15 protein-coding genes and 1 tRNA gene are annotated in these 16,687 nt (G+C 51.4%); 2 read left to right on the top strand and 14 right to left on the bottom strand.

What is annotated here, in order from left to right; genetic code table 11:
• Positions 1-2 precede the first annotated feature (2 nt).
• The 14 genes from clpX to EHV15_RS00300 all read right to left on the bottom strand — a co-directional run bounded on the left by clpX (position 3) and on the right by EHV15_RS00300 (position 15,132).
• Positions 3-1,259, bottom strand: coding sequence for an ATP-dependent protease ATP-binding subunit ClpX (gene clpX / locus EHV15_RS00235; RefSeq protein WP_128629510.1), 1,257 nt, complete (start codon positions 1,257-1,259; stop codon positions 3-5).
• Between the two features lie 19 nt (positions 1,260-1,278).
• Positions 1,279-1,863: an ATP-dependent Clp endopeptidase proteolytic subunit ClpP gene (clpP, locus tag EHV15_RS00240; protein ID WP_036620457.1), complete on the bottom strand. Its 585-nt coding sequence runs from the start codon at positions 1,861-1,863 to the stop codon at positions 1,279-1,281.
• 270 nt (positions 1,864-2,133) lie between these two features.
• Positions 2,134-3,570, bottom strand: a complete 1,437-nt coding sequence (gene tig / locus EHV15_RS00245; RefSeq protein ID WP_128629511.1) for a trigger factor — start codon at positions 3,568-3,570, stop codon at positions 2,134-2,136.
• A gap of 181 nt (positions 3,571-3,751) precedes the next feature.
• The gene (locus tag EHV15_RS00250; RefSeq protein ID WP_128629512.1) at positions 3,752-4,633 is read right to left on the bottom strand and encodes a hypothetical protein; all 882 of its coding nucleotides are present in this window, start codon (positions 4,631-4,633) and stop codon (positions 3,752-3,754) included.
• Positions 4,634-5,268: 635 nt separating this feature from the next.
• Positions 5,269-5,342, bottom strand: a tRNA-Arg gene (locus tag EHV15_RS00255).
• Positions 5,343-5,820: 478 nt separating this feature from the next.
• On the bottom strand, positions 5,821-6,243 hold the full coding sequence (locus EHV15_RS00260) for a DUF1801 domain-containing protein (protein WP_128629513.1): 423 nt from the start codon (positions 6,241-6,243) through the stop codon (positions 5,821-5,823).
• A 67-nt stretch (positions 6,244-6,310) separates the two neighbouring features.
• Positions 6,311-7,129, bottom strand: coding sequence for an alpha/beta fold hydrolase (locus tag EHV15_RS00265; RefSeq protein WP_128629514.1), 819 nt, complete (start codon positions 7,127-7,129; stop codon positions 6,311-6,313).
• A gap of 76 nt (positions 7,130-7,205) precedes the next feature.
• Complete coding sequence (locus tag EHV15_RS00270; RefSeq protein ID WP_178075704.1) at positions 7,206-7,814, bottom strand: GNAT family N-acetyltransferase; 609 nt, start codon at positions 7,812-7,814, stop codon at positions 7,206-7,208.
• A gap of 193 nt (positions 7,815-8,007) precedes the next feature.
• The gene (locus EHV15_RS00275; protein ID WP_128629516.1) at positions 8,008-8,961 is read right to left on the bottom strand and encodes an L-lactate dehydrogenase; all 954 of its coding nucleotides are present in this window, start codon (positions 8,959-8,961) and stop codon (positions 8,008-8,010) included.
• 513 nt (positions 8,962-9,474) lie between these two features.
• Positions 9,475-10,371 carry a nickel transporter permease gene (gene nikC, locus EHV15_RS00280; RefSeq protein ID WP_128629517.1) on the bottom strand — a complete coding sequence of 299 codons (897 nt, stop codon included), beginning with the start codon at positions 10,369-10,371 and terminating at the stop codon, positions 9,475-9,477.
• A 12-nt stretch (positions 10,372-10,383) separates the two neighbouring features.
• Positions 10,384-11,388 (bottom strand): ABC transporter permease, encoded by a 1,005-nt coding sequence (locus tag EHV15_RS00285; protein ID WP_128629518.1) that lies wholly within the window; start codon positions 11,386-11,388, stop codon positions 10,384-10,386.
• 40 nt (positions 11,389-11,428) lie between these two features.
• Positions 11,429-13,087: an ABC transporter substrate-binding protein gene (locus EHV15_RS00290; protein WP_128629519.1), complete on the bottom strand. Its 1,659-nt coding sequence runs from the start codon at positions 13,085-13,087 to the stop codon at positions 11,429-11,431.
• Positions 13,088-13,165: 78 nt separating this feature from the next.
• The gene (locus tag EHV15_RS00295) at positions 13,166-14,146 is read right to left on the bottom strand and encodes an ABC transporter ATP-binding protein (RefSeq protein ID WP_128629520.1); all 981 of its coding nucleotides are present in this window, start codon (positions 14,144-14,146) and stop codon (positions 13,166-13,168) included.
• Positions 14,143-15,132: an ABC transporter ATP-binding protein gene (locus tag EHV15_RS00300; protein ID WP_128629521.1), complete on the bottom strand. Its 990-nt coding sequence runs from the start codon at positions 15,130-15,132 to the stop codon at positions 14,143-14,145. Before EHV15_RS00300 ends, EHV15_RS00295 begins: the two co-directional genes overlap by 4 nt.
• Positions 15,133-15,616: 484 nt before the next feature.
• Here EHV15_RS00300 and EHV15_RS00305 point away from each other — a divergent pair, with 484 nt between their 5' ends.
• A complete protein-coding gene (locus EHV15_RS00305) occupies positions 15,617-16,111 on the top strand; it encodes a glutathione peroxidase (RefSeq protein WP_128629522.1) in 495 nt (164 codons plus the stop codon).
• Between the two features lie 142 nt (positions 16,112-16,253).
• On the top strand, positions 16,254-16,631 hold the full coding sequence (locus EHV15_RS00310) for a hypothetical protein (RefSeq protein WP_128629523.1): 378 nt from the start codon (positions 16,254-16,256) through the stop codon (positions 16,629-16,631).
• The last annotated feature ends 56 nt before the right edge of the window (positions 16,632-16,687 follow it).

The raw sequence follows: 16,687 nt of genomic DNA on the forward strand, positions 1-16,687 counted from the left end.
CCTTACGCGCTCTCTTCCTGCTTTTTGTTTTTCTTCGTGGCCAGCTCGGGCGCAGTTTTCTCCACGACGACTTTTTCGGTGATGACGCAGTCCGTAATATCGTCGCGGGACGGCACTTCATACATCACATCCAGCATAATGCCTTCGATAATGGCGCGAAGTCCGCGCGCACCGGTATTGCGTTTGATCGCTTCGCGCGCAATCGCCTCAAGCGCTTTGGACTCAAACGTCAAATTGACGTTGTCGAGTTCAAGCAGCTTCTGATACTGTTTGACCAGCGCGTTTTTCGGTTCGGACAAAATCCGTACGAGCGTCTTTTCGTCCAGCGGCTCGAGCGTCGAGATGACCGGCAAACGCCCTACGAATTCCGGGATCAACCCGAACTTGAGCAAATCCTCCGGCAGCACCATCGACAAATATTCGCCCGGCTTCAGGTCTTTTTGACCGTCGTTTACGGCGTTGAAGCCGATCACTTTTTTGCCGATCCGGCGTTTGATCATTTGCTCCAGGCCGTCGAACGCGCCGCCGCAAATGAACAAAATGTTCGTCGTATCGATTTGGATAAATTCCTGATGCGGATGTTTGCGCCCGCCTTGCGGAGGAACCGAAGCCACGGTGCCCTCCAAAATTTTCAGCAGCGCCTGCTGAACACCTTCGCCGGAGACGTCGCGGGTAATGGACGGATTCTCCGATTTGCGCGCCACTTTATCGATTTCGTCGATATAGATGATGCCGCGTTCCGCTTTTTCCACATCATAATCGGCCGCTTGAATCAGCTTCAGCAAAATATTCTCCACGTCTTCGCCGACATATCCGGCTTCCGTGAGGGAAGTCGCATCGGCGATCGCGAACGGAACGTTCAAAATTTTCGCCATCGTTTGCGCGAGCAGCGTTTTGCCGGAACCGGTCGGTCCAAGCAGCAGGATGTTGCTCTTTTGCAGCTCCACGTCTTCGATCTTGCTTTGCGTGTTGATCCGTTTGTAATGATTGTAAACCGCTACGGACAACGATTTCTTCGCCTGCTCCTGGCCGATGACATACTGGTCCAAAATATCGCGGATTTCCTTCGGTTTCGGAATTTCCTTGAGGTCCAGCTCCTCTTCGTGCCCGAGCTCCTCCTCCACGATTTCCGTGCACAGCTCGATACACTCGTCGCATATATAAACGCCCGGTCCGGCTACAAGCTTGCGTACCTGCTCCTGCGATTTGCCGCAGAACGAGCATTTCAGTTGTCCTTTTTCGTCATTGAATTTAAACATGTAAACACCCCTTTATGATTTAATGGGCTGATGTGATGACCTTGTCGATAATCCCGTAGTCCTTAGCCTCTTCCGCGCTCATGAAGAAGTCACGGTCTGTATCGCGCTCGATTTTCTCAAGGGGTTGACCCGTTCGCTCCACATAGATCTGGTTGAGCTTCTGTCTCGTCTTGATAATCCAGTCGGCATGAATTTTAATATCCGTCGCCTGACCGCGAACGCCTCCAAGCGGCTGATGAATCATGACTTCACTGTTGGGCAGAGCAAAACGTTTGCCAGGCGCCCCGGCCGTAAGGAGCAGCGATCCCATGCTCGCAGCCATTCCTACGCAGATCGTGGACACATCAGGCTTGATGTATTGCATCGTATCATATATCCCCATCCCGGCAGTGACAGAACCACCCGGCGAATTAATGTACAGGTGAATATCTTTCTCAGGGTCTTCGGCCGCCAAAAACAACAGTTGGGCAATCACGAGATTGGCAACTTCATCATCAATAGCGTTGCTGAGAAAAATGATGCGATCTTTGAGAAGTCTTGAATAGATATCGTAAGATCGTTCTCCCCGATTCGTTTGTTCTACGACCATAGGTACCAGGCTCATGCGACCAACCTCTTTTCTTTTTCAATTTCCCTTTCGGTTTACAGAAACATTCTACCATGTTCAAAGCCTCATGTCATTTTTCACACGATACAGTTTATGTTGACTTTTACACATTATATAACCGCAGGCCTGTCCGATGCCAAATGGAAATAAATGTATCGGCAAATGATGAAAAATTAAGGCACGCATTTGTATACGTGCCCTAACGTTTATCTTGATGTATTTCATGGGAGGCTTGTCTGTCTGCAACCGGGAATGCCTTGCGTTAGACTATTCCTCGTCCTTAGCCTCTTCCGCTTCTTTTTTGTCAGCGTCGGCGTCGGCTTTCGATTCAGCCGCCTTCGTCGATTTCTTCGTCGTTTTCTTGGCTGCCGGTTTGCTTTCTTCCTTCGCTTTCGGCGCTTCCGCTTCCTCGGCCGGCACTTCCTTGCTGTTTTCCAGCAGGAAATCGATCGTCTTGCGGATCAGAATTTCTTCATTCAAGCTGCCCAGCGAACGGTTAGCCGCCAAAATGTTGCGGATTTCTTCCGGCGAGCGTTTGTAAGCTTCGGCCATTTCCGCCAGCTCTTTGTCGACGTCTTCCTGCGACACTTTGATCTCTTCGGCTTTGGCGATTTGCTCCAGCACCAGATTGTTGCGAACGCGTTTTTCCGCGTCGTCCTTCATTTGGGCTCTCAGATCGTCAACCGTTTGGCCGGAGAAGTTCATGTACAATTCCAGGTTCATGCCTTGGGAACGAAGACGGTTGTCGAAATCGCGCACCATGTTTTCCACTTCATTGCGGACCATCGCTTCCGGAATTTCCACTTCCGCGCTTTCGCCGATTTTGTCAACGAGAGCCGCTTCGCGGGCACCTTTGGCTTCTTGTTCCTTGCGGCTTTGCAGTTGCTTCTTCAAGTCTTCTTTGAACTCGTCCAGCGTATCGAATTCGCTGACATCCTTGGCAAATTCGTCGTCAAGCTCAGGGAGCTGTTTGCGTTTGATTTCATGAACTTTCACCTTGAATACGGCTTCCTTGCCGGCCAATTCTTCAGCATGGTAAGTTTCCGGGAAAGTTACGGTAATGTCCTTGAAATCGCCGGTAGCCATTCCAACAACTTGATCCTCGAAGCCAGGGATGAACGAATTGCTTCCAAGCTCCAGGGAATGACGCTCTCCCTTGCCGCCTTCAAACGCAACGCCGTCAACGAAACCTTCGAAGTCGATAACGGTAGTATCGCCATTCTTCGCGGCTTCTTCGTCGATGACAACCAATTCGGCATGGCGCTGCTGCAGACGCTCAAGCTCCTCGTTCAGCTCATCTTCGGAAACTTCCGCGCTGACCGCCGGTACTTCCACACCTTTGTAATCGCCAAGCTTCACTTCCGGTTTAACCGTCACTTTCGCTTTGAACTTGAACGGTTGCCCTTTTTCAAACTGCTCAACGTCCACTTCCGGACGGTCCACCGGGAAAATGTCCGTTTGATCAACGGCTTCGCTGTATACTTCAGGAAGCAAAATGTCGATGGCGTCCTGATACAGACTTTCTACGCCGAAACGGGCTTCAAAGATCGGCCGAGGCACTTTGCCTTTACGGAAGCCAGGAACATTCGCTTTTTTTACCACTTTTTGAAACGCTTTATCAAGTGCGGCGGCTACACGTTCCGCCTCCACTTCGACCTCGAGAACGCCGAGGTTCTTCTCTATTTTTTCCCAGGTTGCTTTCATTTTATGCCTTCCCCTCCAAATTTCACATATACTAAAATACTGAAACCGAATCGCGTATAAAACAGCTATCATGGTTCCAGCATAGCTGTCTCTATGGACACGATCAGAATAACCATTATATTATAAACAACAATACATCTTTTTACAAGAGCCGATCGTAGAGCCAATAATTCCCCAGTGCCTATCTTTCTTGAACACCGCTCACCGCCAAAAAAAGGCGGATCGACCGGCAAACCTGCTCAAAGCGAAGTCTATGCTCGTCGGTAATGCCGTACAACGCGCGGATTTCCTCGTCGGTTTTTCCGTCCGGCAGGCTGTCCGTGACCAGTTGGTGGAGCGCCGCCGCCCAAATGTCAATGACCGTGTCGTCGCCATCAATCAATGAACGATAGTCCCTCCCGCCGTACAAACCCATAACAATTTGCGACCATAGCTCCTGGGCAAAATAAAACAAAGTAGGATCGTGCACCTGCGTCTGCTCCCCCACCCTTTCGAGCACCTCCTGGACGGCCGGAGGAAATTCATCGGGTTTCAGCGGAACCGATTCGATTTCAACCTCCACCTTTTCCCCGGCACGCATCATGGAAAGCGATCCCATCGTACCGCGGCGGCGCAGCGTCTGCAGCACCCGATACTGAAGCAGCGGATGGAGTTCCTCTTGATGCAACCATTCGGTCAGCGCTTCATCCACTTCCGGGCGGTCCAAATAAGCAAGCTGGTCCAAAGCCAAAAGGGTTTGCTCCGACAACGGTTTATCCATTACCGCGCTCAGCAGTTTACCGGCATAATCCTGATCCTGCTCAAGCTTCGCTTCGACATGCCGTCTGGCCAATGCTTCTTCCGTCTCATGGCCGTAATCTTCCGCGTCCGGAGCCCCGTTCTGAAGCTCGGGAAAAGCTTCGGTGAGCCAGTCCAGCAATGCCCGCCATTCTTCGTAATGGCGCGGGTCTTCCCCCTGGCACTGCAGCAAAAACCTCAAGAGATCCGCAGCCTCCCCGTATCTCTCGGTTTCCAGCATCCGGGTCAGTTCAATCTGGTAATAATCGAGCGTTTTCGGAAACAATACGATGTTGTCTTTCTCATCGGGTCGAAAATGGCTGATAAGGGCACCTCCTTTCTTCCGCACTGCATTAATTGAGATTATAGCATAGACCCCGTCCAAGGCAAAAATTCCGGAGTTAAACCCGGAGTAAACCTCGGAGTAAGCCTCGGAGTTAGACTTACCGCCGCCTTGCGTTCAACAAATTCATCGGGTAAACCGGAGAGTGATAAATAAATTGATTCTGGAAAAGTTGGGTCCAAAACGGCGGTTGGATGATACGTGAAGGCGGGGTTTCTCAAGCGGCCTCTTCAAGCAATCTAAGCGACCATCTCAAACGAACCGTTATTCTAACAGTTGTATTCGCCGTTATTTCGGTTAAATCAAGGAGGAACGAATTTTAACGGTTGTAACAGAGCTTAATTGCCCTTTTTTTGCGGATTCAAGCCTTTCTCATTCTATTAAGCTCAACTACAACCGTTAAAAATTGAATCTGCGCCTTTTCGGCTAAATAAGCGCGTTTGCAACCGTTAGCGTAAGACTGAAAACCCGGGAGCTGAACTGTTGACTTCAAACGAATGGATTGACCACCTGATCTTGTGATTAAGCGCCGATTTCCCAGACAGCAAAAAAGCCCTCCGAAGAGAGCTTTTTTCACACGTCCCAGGAGGGATTCGAACCCCCGACCGACGGCTTAGAAGGCCGTTGCTCTATCCAGCTGAGCTACTGAGACATCAAGGAATGAAATTTACAAGCAAAAAATATTCTATCACAGAATATTTGAGTTAGCAATATCAATTTTGCGCTTAATAGCAGTTTTTTGGTTCCCCCCGGGATGAGCCCCCCTTTTTTGGATAAAAAATCATAATCCTCAGCACATAGGTTTTGATTTTGTAATTATATGCTACTCCCGCCACGTTGCGATATAAGGAAGAGGGGCGGAAATCCCAGAAAATGCAAAAGTGCAGGCGATTTTCACCCAAATGCCTATAAAATGGCTCGTCAAATGCAAAAATGCAGTTCATTTCGGGTCAAAAGCTGCTTTTTTATCGGATAGCCCTAAAAGAGATGTACTTTTGCACTTCAACCGCTCAAAAGCAGAAATTTGCGGAATTTCAAATGTACTTTTGCAGTTGATCCCATCGGGCTGGCAGACCGGTTTTGGGCTCTTATGGACATGTTTCAGAGGAGGGGCACTCCTAATTTTTATTTTACTCCTCCCGATAAGTCTTCCGAAGGAACTCCACGGACTGCTTGATCAGCGCACGGAGCACGTTGATATCGATATCGTCAACCTTATTGATATAGACGCAGCCTTTGCCCGCTGTGTGCTTCCCGAAAGACGCAAGCAATTCTTCACGCGCGCCATCCCCTGTGGCCATGTACAAGCTGATTTTGGCTTTCCGCGGCGAAAAACCGACCAGCGGCGCATCTCCTTCGTGACCGGAAGCATATTTATAATGATACGAACCAAACCCAATGATGCTGGAGCCCCACATTTTTGCCTGAAACCCAGTCGTTTCCGTAAAAATATCCAGCAGCCGGTAAGCGTCTTCCTTTTTTTGAGGATGGCCCACGTTTTCAATGAATTCGATCACGCTATTCTCGTTTTCTTTCGTTTTCAGTTCATACATGCCTGATCCCCTCTTTGCTCCCTGTATAATACGCCTGTGTTATCCGCCGACGCCGAAAGGATAGACTCTACTTGTTCGACACCTCTTCCACCCTGTCCAGCCATTCGTTAACCAGCGCATCGAAAACATGCTTCTGCTCGATTTGCAGGTTATGCCCCGCCCGATCCAGAACGGCAAACGTGCCGCGCGGAAATAAATCCAGCAGGCGAAGCGCATCCGCATACCCTACCGACGTATCCTGCCTTCCAAGCAGGAATAACGCCGGCCCCATAAATTCCCGATCGACCGGAAAAGAGAATCCGTAATTCTCCTTGATTTTGGTCAAAAAAGCCACATCCGCGATTTTGCAGCCCGCAGCGATTTCATCTGCATATCTTGTCCAAGTGTACCGATCCAATACGACTCCCATCGACCTGAAATCCTCGTATTCTTCTCGGCCAAGCGCAGACGCCAATTCCGGATCCTCATGGAAAATCGTATGTACGGGCAAAATCCGGGCTTCCATCTCCGGCACGATCAGCGGACAAATCAAAGCCGCCCCCTCAACCCGTTCGGGCAGCCGGGCAATAATTCCCCTCGTCAAATAACCCCCGTACGACTCCCCGGCGATAAGAAAACGGGATTCAGGAATGACCTTATCGATAAATTCCAATACAGCTTGCAGCATCTCGTCGGTATGGCAAATTTCTTCATAATTCCTGCTCCGCCCCATGCCCGGCAGATCGACATAAATCCGTCTCCACCCCGGTCTCCCGGAAAAAATAGGCTCCATACAGCCGCTCATCAGCCGGTGGTCCGGCGTAAATCCGTGGATCATCAGGATCGGCCGTCCTGTCCCGATCTCCTCATAATAGAGCTCCGCCCGGTTCACTTTGCAATATGGCATATAACCTTCACTTCCCTTGCATTGATTTCATAATCATAATACGAATGTATGTTCCTGTCCAGTCCTACTGATCATATTACCGTAATGAGGAATTGTCCGCGTGTTTCTTCATATATATTCTGGCATTGAAGCCCGCCTGCTTCCGAAACCATCTTTGCGGCTTTCTATTAAATTCGGCATATCCCAATTTCTCATACAAACGTACCGCAGCCGTGTTGGTGTCGACAACCTCCAAAATATATTCATCATAATCCAAAACAGAGAGGAGATGGTCGTGCAATCGGGTGGCGATCCCCTTGCCTTTGGCTTCATCCGCAGTTGCCACCGCTTCGAAATAGCACTGCCGGTCCTTTAGGCCCAGCGGCTTTTCCAGCTCCTGCCGGACGAAAGCATAAAACAAGCTTCCTTTCAGCCAGCCCAATTCTTTTCGCAAAATGTCCCGATTCAACCGAAACGCCCGCTGCCGGCCCGCGGAAAACGCAAAGATGCCCAGCACCCGCCCATCCACCAACGCCACGAAAAAATGCTCCTTGACCAAAGCGTGCTCCAGCGCCCTAACCAACCTCGCCCGATCCTTGGAAAAATAACTTAACGATTGAAAAAATCCATCCACGAAAACTTCCGTAGCCTGCCTTAACCCATCCTGTCCAAGCTCGGCCAAATTCCGAATGGCAATTCCGTTCATGATCCCATCGCTCCCGTTCATTTTTTATAAACTATATAACAGGGAGCAAAAAGGTAGAACAGCCTGCGGAAGGAGCCGGACATCCACTGCAGGACTTACGCCAACCGGCTGAATTGAACACTTGCTGAGTCAAAAAAACACCCGCCCCTAAACTAAGGCGGATGTCCCAAAAGTTAAACCGGCTTTTAAGCGATTAGCGCTGCTGCAGACTTTGGATCGCGGATTTAAGTATGCTGCAGGAATGCTCGAATTTATGCCGCTCCTCCTCCGCCAAATTCAGCTCCAAAATCTCCTCAATACCGCCACCGCCGATGATGGCCGGCACCCCGGCGCATACCCCGGATTGCCCGTATTCGCCATCAAGGACCGCGGACACGGCGATAATTTTGTGCTCGTCGTTCAGAATCGAACGGACGATGTAAGCGAGCGCGTTGCCGATACCAAATTGCGTATTGCCTTTCCGGGTAAAAATCTCCCAGCCGGCATCCTTCGTTTTCTTGGCGATTTCGTCCAAATCGACGTGGCGAAAACGCTCCTTGTGCTGGTCGAGAATGTGCAGCAGCGGTTTGCCCCCGATCGTCACATGCGACCAGGCGACAAACTGCGAATCGCCGTGCTCGCCCATCGCATAGCCGTTAACACTGCGCGGATCGATGGAAAACACCTCCGACAGCAGCGTTTTAAGCCGGGCCGAGTCGATCGAAGTGCCGGTGCCGATCACCCGGTTGCGCGGAAAACCTGACACTTCGCGTACAATATACGTAACAATATCCACCGGGTTGGCTGCGACGACAAAAACACCATCAAACCCTCCGTCCACAAGCCGGCTGACGATATCCCTCGTGATTTTTTCCGCGTCCCCAAGCACGTCCAGCCTCGTTTGTCCCGGCTTCGGATTGGCCCCGGCCGTAAGCACCACGACATCGACATCACGGCAGTCCTCCAAACGGCCGGCAACGACTTTCGTGCGTGTCGAGGTAAAATCCATGCAATGAGATAAATCGAGCGCGTGCGCCACTGCACGGTCATAGGTCCGGTCGATCATCATAATTTCCTCGCTGATGGATTGGTTAATCATGGAGTAGGCGCAAGCCGTACCCACCAATCCGGAACCGACAATGGTCACTTTTCTAGACTTGTTTGCCATCTCGCCGCCTCCTGCCCTTATCTTTGCTATATCTTATTCTTTAAATTATAACCGGAAGCCCACTATATGTGACAATAATTAACATCATATTCTATTCCCCAAATAAGTCATCACGATGACGAAAGGAAAGTTGACGTAAAGTGCTAATCATCAGGAGAGTATAAGAAAAAGGCCTGACGGCGTTTGAACGCTACTCTAACGGACACCAGCGGCCTTATCCGCCCATTTCCCGGGCATTTCCCAGCCTAACGGACACAGGCGACCCTATTTCGCTCTAAACCCGTTCATCCAGGCCGATTTGAGGTAAACAAGGTCTTCTGTGTCCGTTACATTTTGCAGACCTCCGTTTTTTCGAAAATAACGGCTCTGGTGTCCCTTAGCCCCCAGTTTCCTCTTCTCCTCCCCTCTCTACCTGCGCATCGCCGTCTTCCATAGCCGAAATTTTATAACTATAATGTCAAAAAAAACTGCCGGGAACCCTCCCGGCAGTTAAGCTAAAGATCAAGATTCTTATTAATTTTTCATCCGCGGGTCTAAAGCGTCGCGCAAACCGTCGCCCATCAAATTGAAGGCGAGCACGGTGAGCATGATCGATATCCCCGGGAAAACAACCGTCCACGGAGCCGTGGCGATAAATTGCCGCGAATCGGACAGCATTTTGCCCCATTCCGGTGCGGGCGGCTGCGCGCCGAGGCCAAGGAAGCCAAGCGCGGCGGCTTCGATAATCGCCGTGGCGATGCCGAGCGTGCCCTGTACGATGATCGGCGTCAAGCTGTTCGGCAGGATGTGCCGCAGCAGAATACCGCTGTTTTTCATCCCGATCGCCCGCGCGGCCGTAATGTACTCCTCGTTTTTCAAGCTGAGCACCTTGGCGCGGACCAAGCGGCCGTACGTCGGAATGTTGACGATCGCTATCGCGTACAATGCGTTTTGCAGCGACGGGCCGAGGATGGCGACGATGGCGATCGCCAGCAGAATGCTCGGAAACGCGAGCAGGATATCAAACAAGCGCGAGATGATCATATCGATCCATTTCCCGTAAAACCCGGCGAGAATCCCGAGAATCGTGCCGAGGATAATCGAGCCGATAACGGAAAACGTGCCGACCCACAGGGAAATCCGCGCCCCGTACAGCACCCGGGTAAACAGATCCCGCCCCAGGTCGTCCGTTCCGAACCAATGCTCGGAGGACGGCGGTTTCAAGCGGTCCCCCAACTCCTGGGCCTTAAAATCATAAGGCGCGATCACGGGGGCCAGCAGCGCGATGATGACAAACAGCACAATCATGATCAGACCGATCATGGCGATTTTATTTTTGCGGAACGTTCTCCACGCATCACGCCAAGGGCCGGAAACCTTCTCCCCCTGAATGGCGGTGTTGCCGCCTGTGCTTGCAGTAATTTGAGCCATGGTTCCCCTCCTTTACCGATAGCGAATGCGTGGATCGACCGCGGCGTACAGCAAATCCACAATCAAATTGATGAAGACGAAAATAAAAGCGATGATCAGAATGCCGGATTGAATGACCGGATAATCGCGCGAGCTGATCGCATCGTAGATATAACGTCCTACGCCCGGCCAGGCGAAAATCGTTTCCGTCAACACCGCGCCGCCGAGCAGCGCCCCGGTTTGCAGGCCGATGACCGTCAGCACCGGAATAAACGCATTTTTAAGCGCATGCTTGTAGACGACAACGAATTGCGATAACCCCTTGGCTTTCGCCGTGCGGACAAAATCCGAATTCATGACCTCCAGCATGCTCGAGCGCGTCATCCGGGCTATGACCGCCATCGGAATCGTACCCAGCGCCACGCTTGGCAAAACCAGGTGTTTGATCACCGTCCACAGCTGATCCCAACGGCCGGCTATAATCGTGTCCAGCACATACAGATTTGTCACGGTTTCCACCGGATCCCGCTGATTCATGCGGCCGATCGAAGGGAGCCAGTGGAGCTTCAAGGAGAAGATCCACTGTTCCATCAGACCAAGCCAGAAAATCGGCATCGACACCCCGATGAGCGCAATCAGCATGCAAATGTAATCAAACCAGGAGTTTTGCCGCCAAGCGCTGATGATCCCGGCGTTCACCCCAACAATGATGGCGAACAGCATCGCCGCAATCGTCAGCTCCGCCGTAGCGGCCAGATACGGCATGATCTCTTGGGAAATCGGCACTCTCGTGCGGATCGATTGCCCCAGATCTCCCTGCAGCAAATCTCCCATATACGTAAAGTACTGCTGATACCAAGGATTGTTTAAGCCCAGTTGTTCCCGAAGCGCCTCTTTGGACTGCTCCGTCGCTTTCTGTCCCAGAATGGTTTCTGCTGGATCACCGGGAATCGCATGGATAATGGAGAATACGATAATCGTCATTCCGATCAGGACAGGAACCATGATTAATATTCGTTTAAAAATATAGGCTTTCAAGTTAAGGTTCACCTGCCAGAGGCGTTAACAAAAACGCCCGTTATTCGAAATAAATGTTGCTGTAGTACTCTGTCCCTGTCGGAGACGCAACGTATCCTTTTACGTTAGCTTTGGCTGCAAGCAGCGGCGTCGTATGCACGAGCGGAATCCACGGAGCGTCGGCTTTGATGATTTCCTGCGCCTTTTTGTACAACTCTTCGCGTTTCGATTGCTCGGTTTCAACTTGCGCCTGCTTCAAAATCTCATGCAGCTCATCATTGGAATAATAGCTGTAGTTGTTGGACGGAATAGCGTCTTTGTCCAGCAGCGTGTACAGGAAGTTGTCCGGGTCGCCGTTGTCGCCTTGCCAGCCAAGCATGAACAGATCGTCTTTTTCGCCGGCTTGCGCGTCATCCAAATACGTTGCCCATTCCGGAGATTCGATGTTCACTTTAACGCCGATTTTTTCAAAATCCGCTTGAATAACTTCAGCTACCTTTTTGCCGTCAGGCATGTAAGGACGGGATACCGGCATCGCATAGAAGGTATACTCGCCCGGCAGACCGTTCGGGTAACCGGCTTCAGCCAAGAGCTGCTTCGCTTTTTCCAAATCGTATTCGTAATCCTGAATGCTGTCGTTGTAGCCCCACAGGGACGGCGGCATCGGGTTTTTGGCCGGCTCGGCCTGGCCCGCGAAGAAGGCGTCGATGATGCCTTGCTTATTTACGGCATAGCTAAGCGCTGTTCTTACTTTCACGTCGTTAAACGGTTCTTTCTTCAAGTTAAAACCGACGTAACCAACGTTGTTGGACGGACGTGTGATTTTTTGCAGTTCCGGGTTGCTTTCCAACGTGGCCAGATCGTCCGGGCTCAAGTCTTCCATCAAATCGATCTCACCGCTTTGCAGCGCGTTAAAGCGCGCGGAGTTGTCCGGTATCGAACGAACGATGACTTTGTTCAGCTTCGGAAGCCCTTCCTTCCAGTAGTTCGGGTTCTTTTCCAAGGTGATCGAATCGTTGCGTTTCCACTCTTTGAACACAAATGGACCCGTGCCGACCGGTTCGTTTTTAAAGTTTTCTTTCTTCTCTTGAATCGCCGTCGGGCTGGCAATCCCGAACGAGGTCATAGCCAGGTTTTGCAGGAAAGGCGCCTGCGGCTGATTCAGCGTGAATTCTACCGTATAGTCATCGACAGCTTTGACCTCTTTAATGACGCGTTTGCCGTCCGGACCAAACATCGAGTCGTAATAATCGAAAGAGTCCCCTTCAAACTTGTATTCGCTTTTCGGATCGGACCAACGCGTGAAGTTAAAGACGACAGCCTCGGCGTTAAAGTCGGTTCCATCCTGGAATTTTACGCCTTGGCGCAGCTTAAACGTGTATTTGAGACCGTCTTCGGAAACCGTCCAATCCTCTGCGAGGGAAGGCTGAACTTCCGTTGTTCCTTCTTTGTATTCCAGCAAGGAATCAAACACCTGATGCGTAATTTTGAGCGATTCGCCGTCGGTGACGATCGCCGGATCCAGGGAAGAGGAATCGCCGCCGCGTCCAACGATCAACGTATCCTGCGCGGAACCTGACGGAGCTTCCGTCCCCGTGTTCGTCCCCTTATTTGTGCCTGCGGCGCTGTTACCGCCGCCATTGCCGCCGCAGCCCGTCAAGGCAACGGCCATGCTCAGCATCAATAGCAAAATGATACTGCTCCATCTCTTTGCTTTCATATTCTGGCTCCCTTCTTGACATTGAATATATAGGTTTGTTTATATGAAGCCGGACGTTTGTACCCGGCTATAAACCATCTATGCCTCTTGGGTGAACAGGTGACAGGCCGTCAGATGACCGGCTTCCGTCTCCGCGAGTTCGGGCCGTTTCGAACGGCAAATGTCCAGCGCCATCGGACAGCGCGTATGGAAGGCGCAGCCGACCGGCGCATTCGCCGGGCTTGGCACTTCTCCCTGCAAAATAATCCGCTCCGGCTTTTTGTCCGGATCCGGTTCCGGCACCGCGGACAACAGCGCCTGGGTATACGGATGCTGCGGCGCGGAGTACAGCTTGTTTTTCTCGGCGATCTCCACGATCCGTCCGAGATACATCACCGCGACCCGATCGCAGATATGCTTCACAACGCTGAGATCGTGAGCGATAAAAATATAGGTCAGGCCAAATTCCTCCTGCAAATCCTGCAGCAGATTGATGACCTGCGACTGGATCGAAACGTCCAGCGCCGAGACCGGTTCGTCCGCGACGATCAGCTTCGGCTGGAGCGACAGCGCCCGGGCGATGCCGATCCGCTGCCGCTGTCCGCCGGAAAATTGGTGCGGATAACGCTGCAGATGGCCTTGCGTCAAACCGACGACATCGATCAGCCGGTCGATGATTTTCCGGCGTTCTTTCGCGTCATAGGCCCCGTGCACAATGAGCGGCTCCTCCAAAATGCGCTGCACGGTGTGGCGGGGATCCAGCGACGAAAACGGATCCTGGAACACGATTTGCATATCTTTGCGTTTTTTGCGCAGCTCCTCCGGGGAAAGCGACGTGATGTCATCACCGTTAAAAACAACGCGCCCGTCCGTCGGTTCAATCAGCCGCAGCAGCGAGCGGCCGGTGGTCGATTTGCCGCAGCCGCTTTCGCCGACGAGCCCAAACGTCTCGCCTTTTTGAACCGTAAACGAAATATCGTCGACCGCCTTGACGAACTGCTGTTTGGACTTGCCGAACATTCCTCCGCCGATCGGGTAATATTTTTTCAGATGCTCCACTTGCAGTAATGGTTCGCTCATACGACATCCTCCTGTGGCGTTTCATGCAGCCAGCACCGGCAGCTGTGGGCCGTTTCGTATTCCCGAAGCTCCGGAAGCTGCGTGAGGCATACCGGCATCGCATGCGGGCAGCGATCGGCGAAGCGGCAGCCTTGCATTTGCGTGCTAAGCACAGGAACGTTGCCGGGAATCGAAAACAGCCGTTTCCGCTGCTCATCCATCCGCGGCACCGATTTGATGAGCCCTTGGGTGTACGGGTGCAGCGGGTTTTTGAAAATATCGCGTACGCTGCCCTCTTCGACGACCTTCCCCGCGTACATGACGGCCACGCGATGGCACATCTCGGCCACGACGCCGAGGTCGTGGGTAATCATCATCACAGCCGTCCCGTTTTCCTCGTTCAAACGCCGGATCAAGTCCAGAATCTGCGCTTGGATCGTCACATCCAGCGCCGTTGTCGGTTCATCGGCGATCAGCAACTCCGGGCTGCAGGAAATCGCCATGGCGATCATGACCCGCTGGCGCATCCCCCCGGACAGCTGATGGGGGTACTCGTCGATAATCGCTTCCGGCCTTGGAATACCGACTTTTTTCAGCATATCGACCGTATGCGCCCGGGCTTCCTTTTTGCTGAGGCCCTTGTGCAGGCGAACCGCTTCCCCGATTTGCTGCCCGATCGTATACAGCGGATTCAGGGACGTCATCGGCTCCTGAAAGATCATGGAGATCGCGTTGCCGCGAATCGAACGCATTTCGCGCTCCTTCAGCGGAACGATATCCTGGCCTTTGAAAAAGATCGACCCTCCGACGATTTTGCCCGGAGGTTGCGGAATCAGTTTCAACACGGACAGCGAAGTCACGCTTTTTCCGCAGCCCGATTCGCCGACGACGCCCAGCACTTCGCCGGGATTCACATACAAATTAACGCCGTCCACAGCGGGAATTTCGCCGCGGTCGGTGAAAAAGTGAGTATGCAAATCCTCAATTTGCAAAATGGGTTGAATCATGTGACAGCCTCTTTTCATGAAATAAAGTTTGCGACTAACTTGAAAAAATTTGCGAATCTTCATGAATATTTTTCATAATGTCCGCATACAAAGGACCAGTGTTTATGTACCCTCACTTGCTGCAATTCGCTAAAGCAACAGGACAATCGCCATTGCATGTCCTCTATTTGTGGACAAACGTTTACGAATGCTTCTTCGCTGCATTAAAGTAAAGCCAAATTGTGACAAAAAATCGAACTATGGTCAATTGTAGGGTTAAAAGCTCCCGCTAAACGCACAAAAAACGGCTTGTTTAGTAACTTTACAGTATTTTTACATGATAGACAATAGAAAATTTATAAGATGTCAAGTCTGTGGAAGGTTTTTTCTATCAAGCTATTGCCGGCAGTGCCGTAAATTGAGTTGTCCGCTCCATTTAGGTAGAATAGGGAAGAATGCAGTGCTGGCTTATTTTTCGCCATATTCTATAAAGGAAGGTGAGAAGATGAACATTTATGATTTTGAAGTTCGGACTATTGACGGCAAAACCACGACCCTTAATACTTTCGAAGGGAAAGTGATGCTGATCGTGAACACGGCCAGCGCCTGCGGCTTGACTCCGCATTATGAAGGCTTGCAGCGCCTCTATGACACGTATAAAGACCAGGGGCTTGCAGTACTCGGCTTTCCTTGCAATCAATTTGCCGAACAGGAACCGGGGACGGAGGAAGAAATCAAAGCTTTCTGTGAAACACGGTACCAGGTCACCTTTCCGCTTTTCAGCAAAATCGATGTGAAGGGCGAGCATGCCCACCCGCTGTACCGGTATTTGGTCGAAAATACGCCGGAGCCCTATAAAACCGGGGATATCGAATGGAATTTCGTTAAATTTTTGGTCGGCCAAAAGGGACAAATCGTCAAACAATACAGCGCACGCACCGAACCGGCCGCCATTGAACCGGATATCCGCGACTTGCTGGGCGCCGCAGAGACCGAGTAACTTCGGCGTCGAATCCGCTTCTTGACCTGCCTCATGATAAGAAGATGACTTTTGGAACAACCTCTAAAATTTAAAGAAGACAATCCGCCCGGATTTCGATATAATTTGAGTAATATCGACAGAGCTGGGGGCCATCATTTAGATGACTACAAAAAGAACCGATCCTTTTCGCTACACCTTGACGCCGCCTTTGGCCTGTAAGATGGAGATTACGCATATCGACGATGTGCCTCTTCAAAGCAAGCCGGCAACGGTCGATCTCATCGACATCAACAAATCGGGATGCCGAATCGGGACCGGCCTTAATTTGCACGCTTCCACCTACCATATCCGGGCGGCCGTTCACATTCAACTGAACGAGAACCTATGCGTGTACAACGGCGAAATTCGCTGGCAGGAGGAGATCGAGCCGGCCATGTTCCATTATGGACTGTCTCTGGAGCTTAGCCCTGATGAGAAAGAGCAGTTGAACATCGAACTGCGCTCGCTGGCTGCTTCCGGACGGATTGTCGTTCTCTAAACACGCCTAGCGGATGCTGTGGGAGGATACACTTGATCTTCCCACGGCAAGGGTGT

The sequence above is a fragment of the Paenibacillus oralis genome, from assembly GCF_003863965.1.
Classification (GTDB): domain Bacteria; phylum Bacillota; class Bacilli; order Paenibacillales; family Paenibacillaceae; genus Fontibacillus; species Fontibacillus oralis.

Excerpts from the sequence above, each read along its gene's own strand:
- clpX (WP_128629510.1), bottom strand. The coding sequence starts at position 1,259 with ATGTTTAAATTCAATGACGAAAAAGGACAACTGAAATGCTCGTTCTGC.
- clpP (WP_036620457.1), bottom strand. The coding sequence starts at position 1,863 with ATGAGCCTGGTACCTATGGTCGTAGAACAAACGAATCGGGGAGAACGA.
- tig (WP_128629511.1), bottom strand. The coding sequence starts at position 3,570 with ATGAAAGCAACCTGGGAAAAAATAGAGAAGAACCTCGGCGTTCTCGAG.
- EHV15_RS00260 (WP_128629513.1), bottom strand. The coding sequence starts at position 6,243 with ATGTATGAACTGAAAACGAAAGAAAACGAGAATAGCGTGATCGAATTC.
- EHV15_RS00265 (WP_128629514.1), bottom strand. The coding sequence starts at position 7,129 with ATGCCATATTGCAAAGTGAACCGGGCGGAGCTCTATTATGAGGAGATC.
- EHV15_RS00270 (WP_178075704.1), bottom strand. The coding sequence starts at position 7,814 with ATGAACGGAATTGCCATTCGGAATTTGGCCGAGCTTGGACAGGATGGG.
- EHV15_RS00275 (WP_128629516.1), bottom strand. The coding sequence starts at position 8,961 with ATGGCAAACAAGTCTAGAAAAGTGACCATTGTCGGTTCCGGATTGGTG.
- nikC (WP_128629517.1), bottom strand. The coding sequence starts at position 10,371 with ATGGCTCAAATTACTGCAAGCACAGGCGGCAACACCGCCATTCAGGGG.
- EHV15_RS00290 (WP_128629519.1), bottom strand. The coding sequence starts at position 13,087 with ATGAAAGCAAAGAGATGGAGCAGTATCATTTTGCTATTGATGCTGAGC.
- EHV15_RS00295 (WP_128629520.1), bottom strand. The coding sequence starts at position 14,146 with ATGAGCGAACCATTACTGCAAGTGGAGCATCTGAAAAAATATTACCCG.
- EHV15_RS00300 (WP_128629521.1), bottom strand. The coding sequence starts at position 15,132 with ATGATTCAACCCATTTTGCAAATTGAGGATTTGCATACTCACTTTTTC.
- EHV15_RS00305 (WP_128629522.1), top strand. The coding sequence starts at position 15,617 with ATGAACATTTATGATTTTGAAGTTCGGACTATTGACGGCAAAACCACG.
- EHV15_RS00310 (WP_128629523.1), top strand. The coding sequence starts at position 16,254 with ATGACTACAAAAAGAACCGATCCTTTTCGCTACACCTTGACGCCGCCT.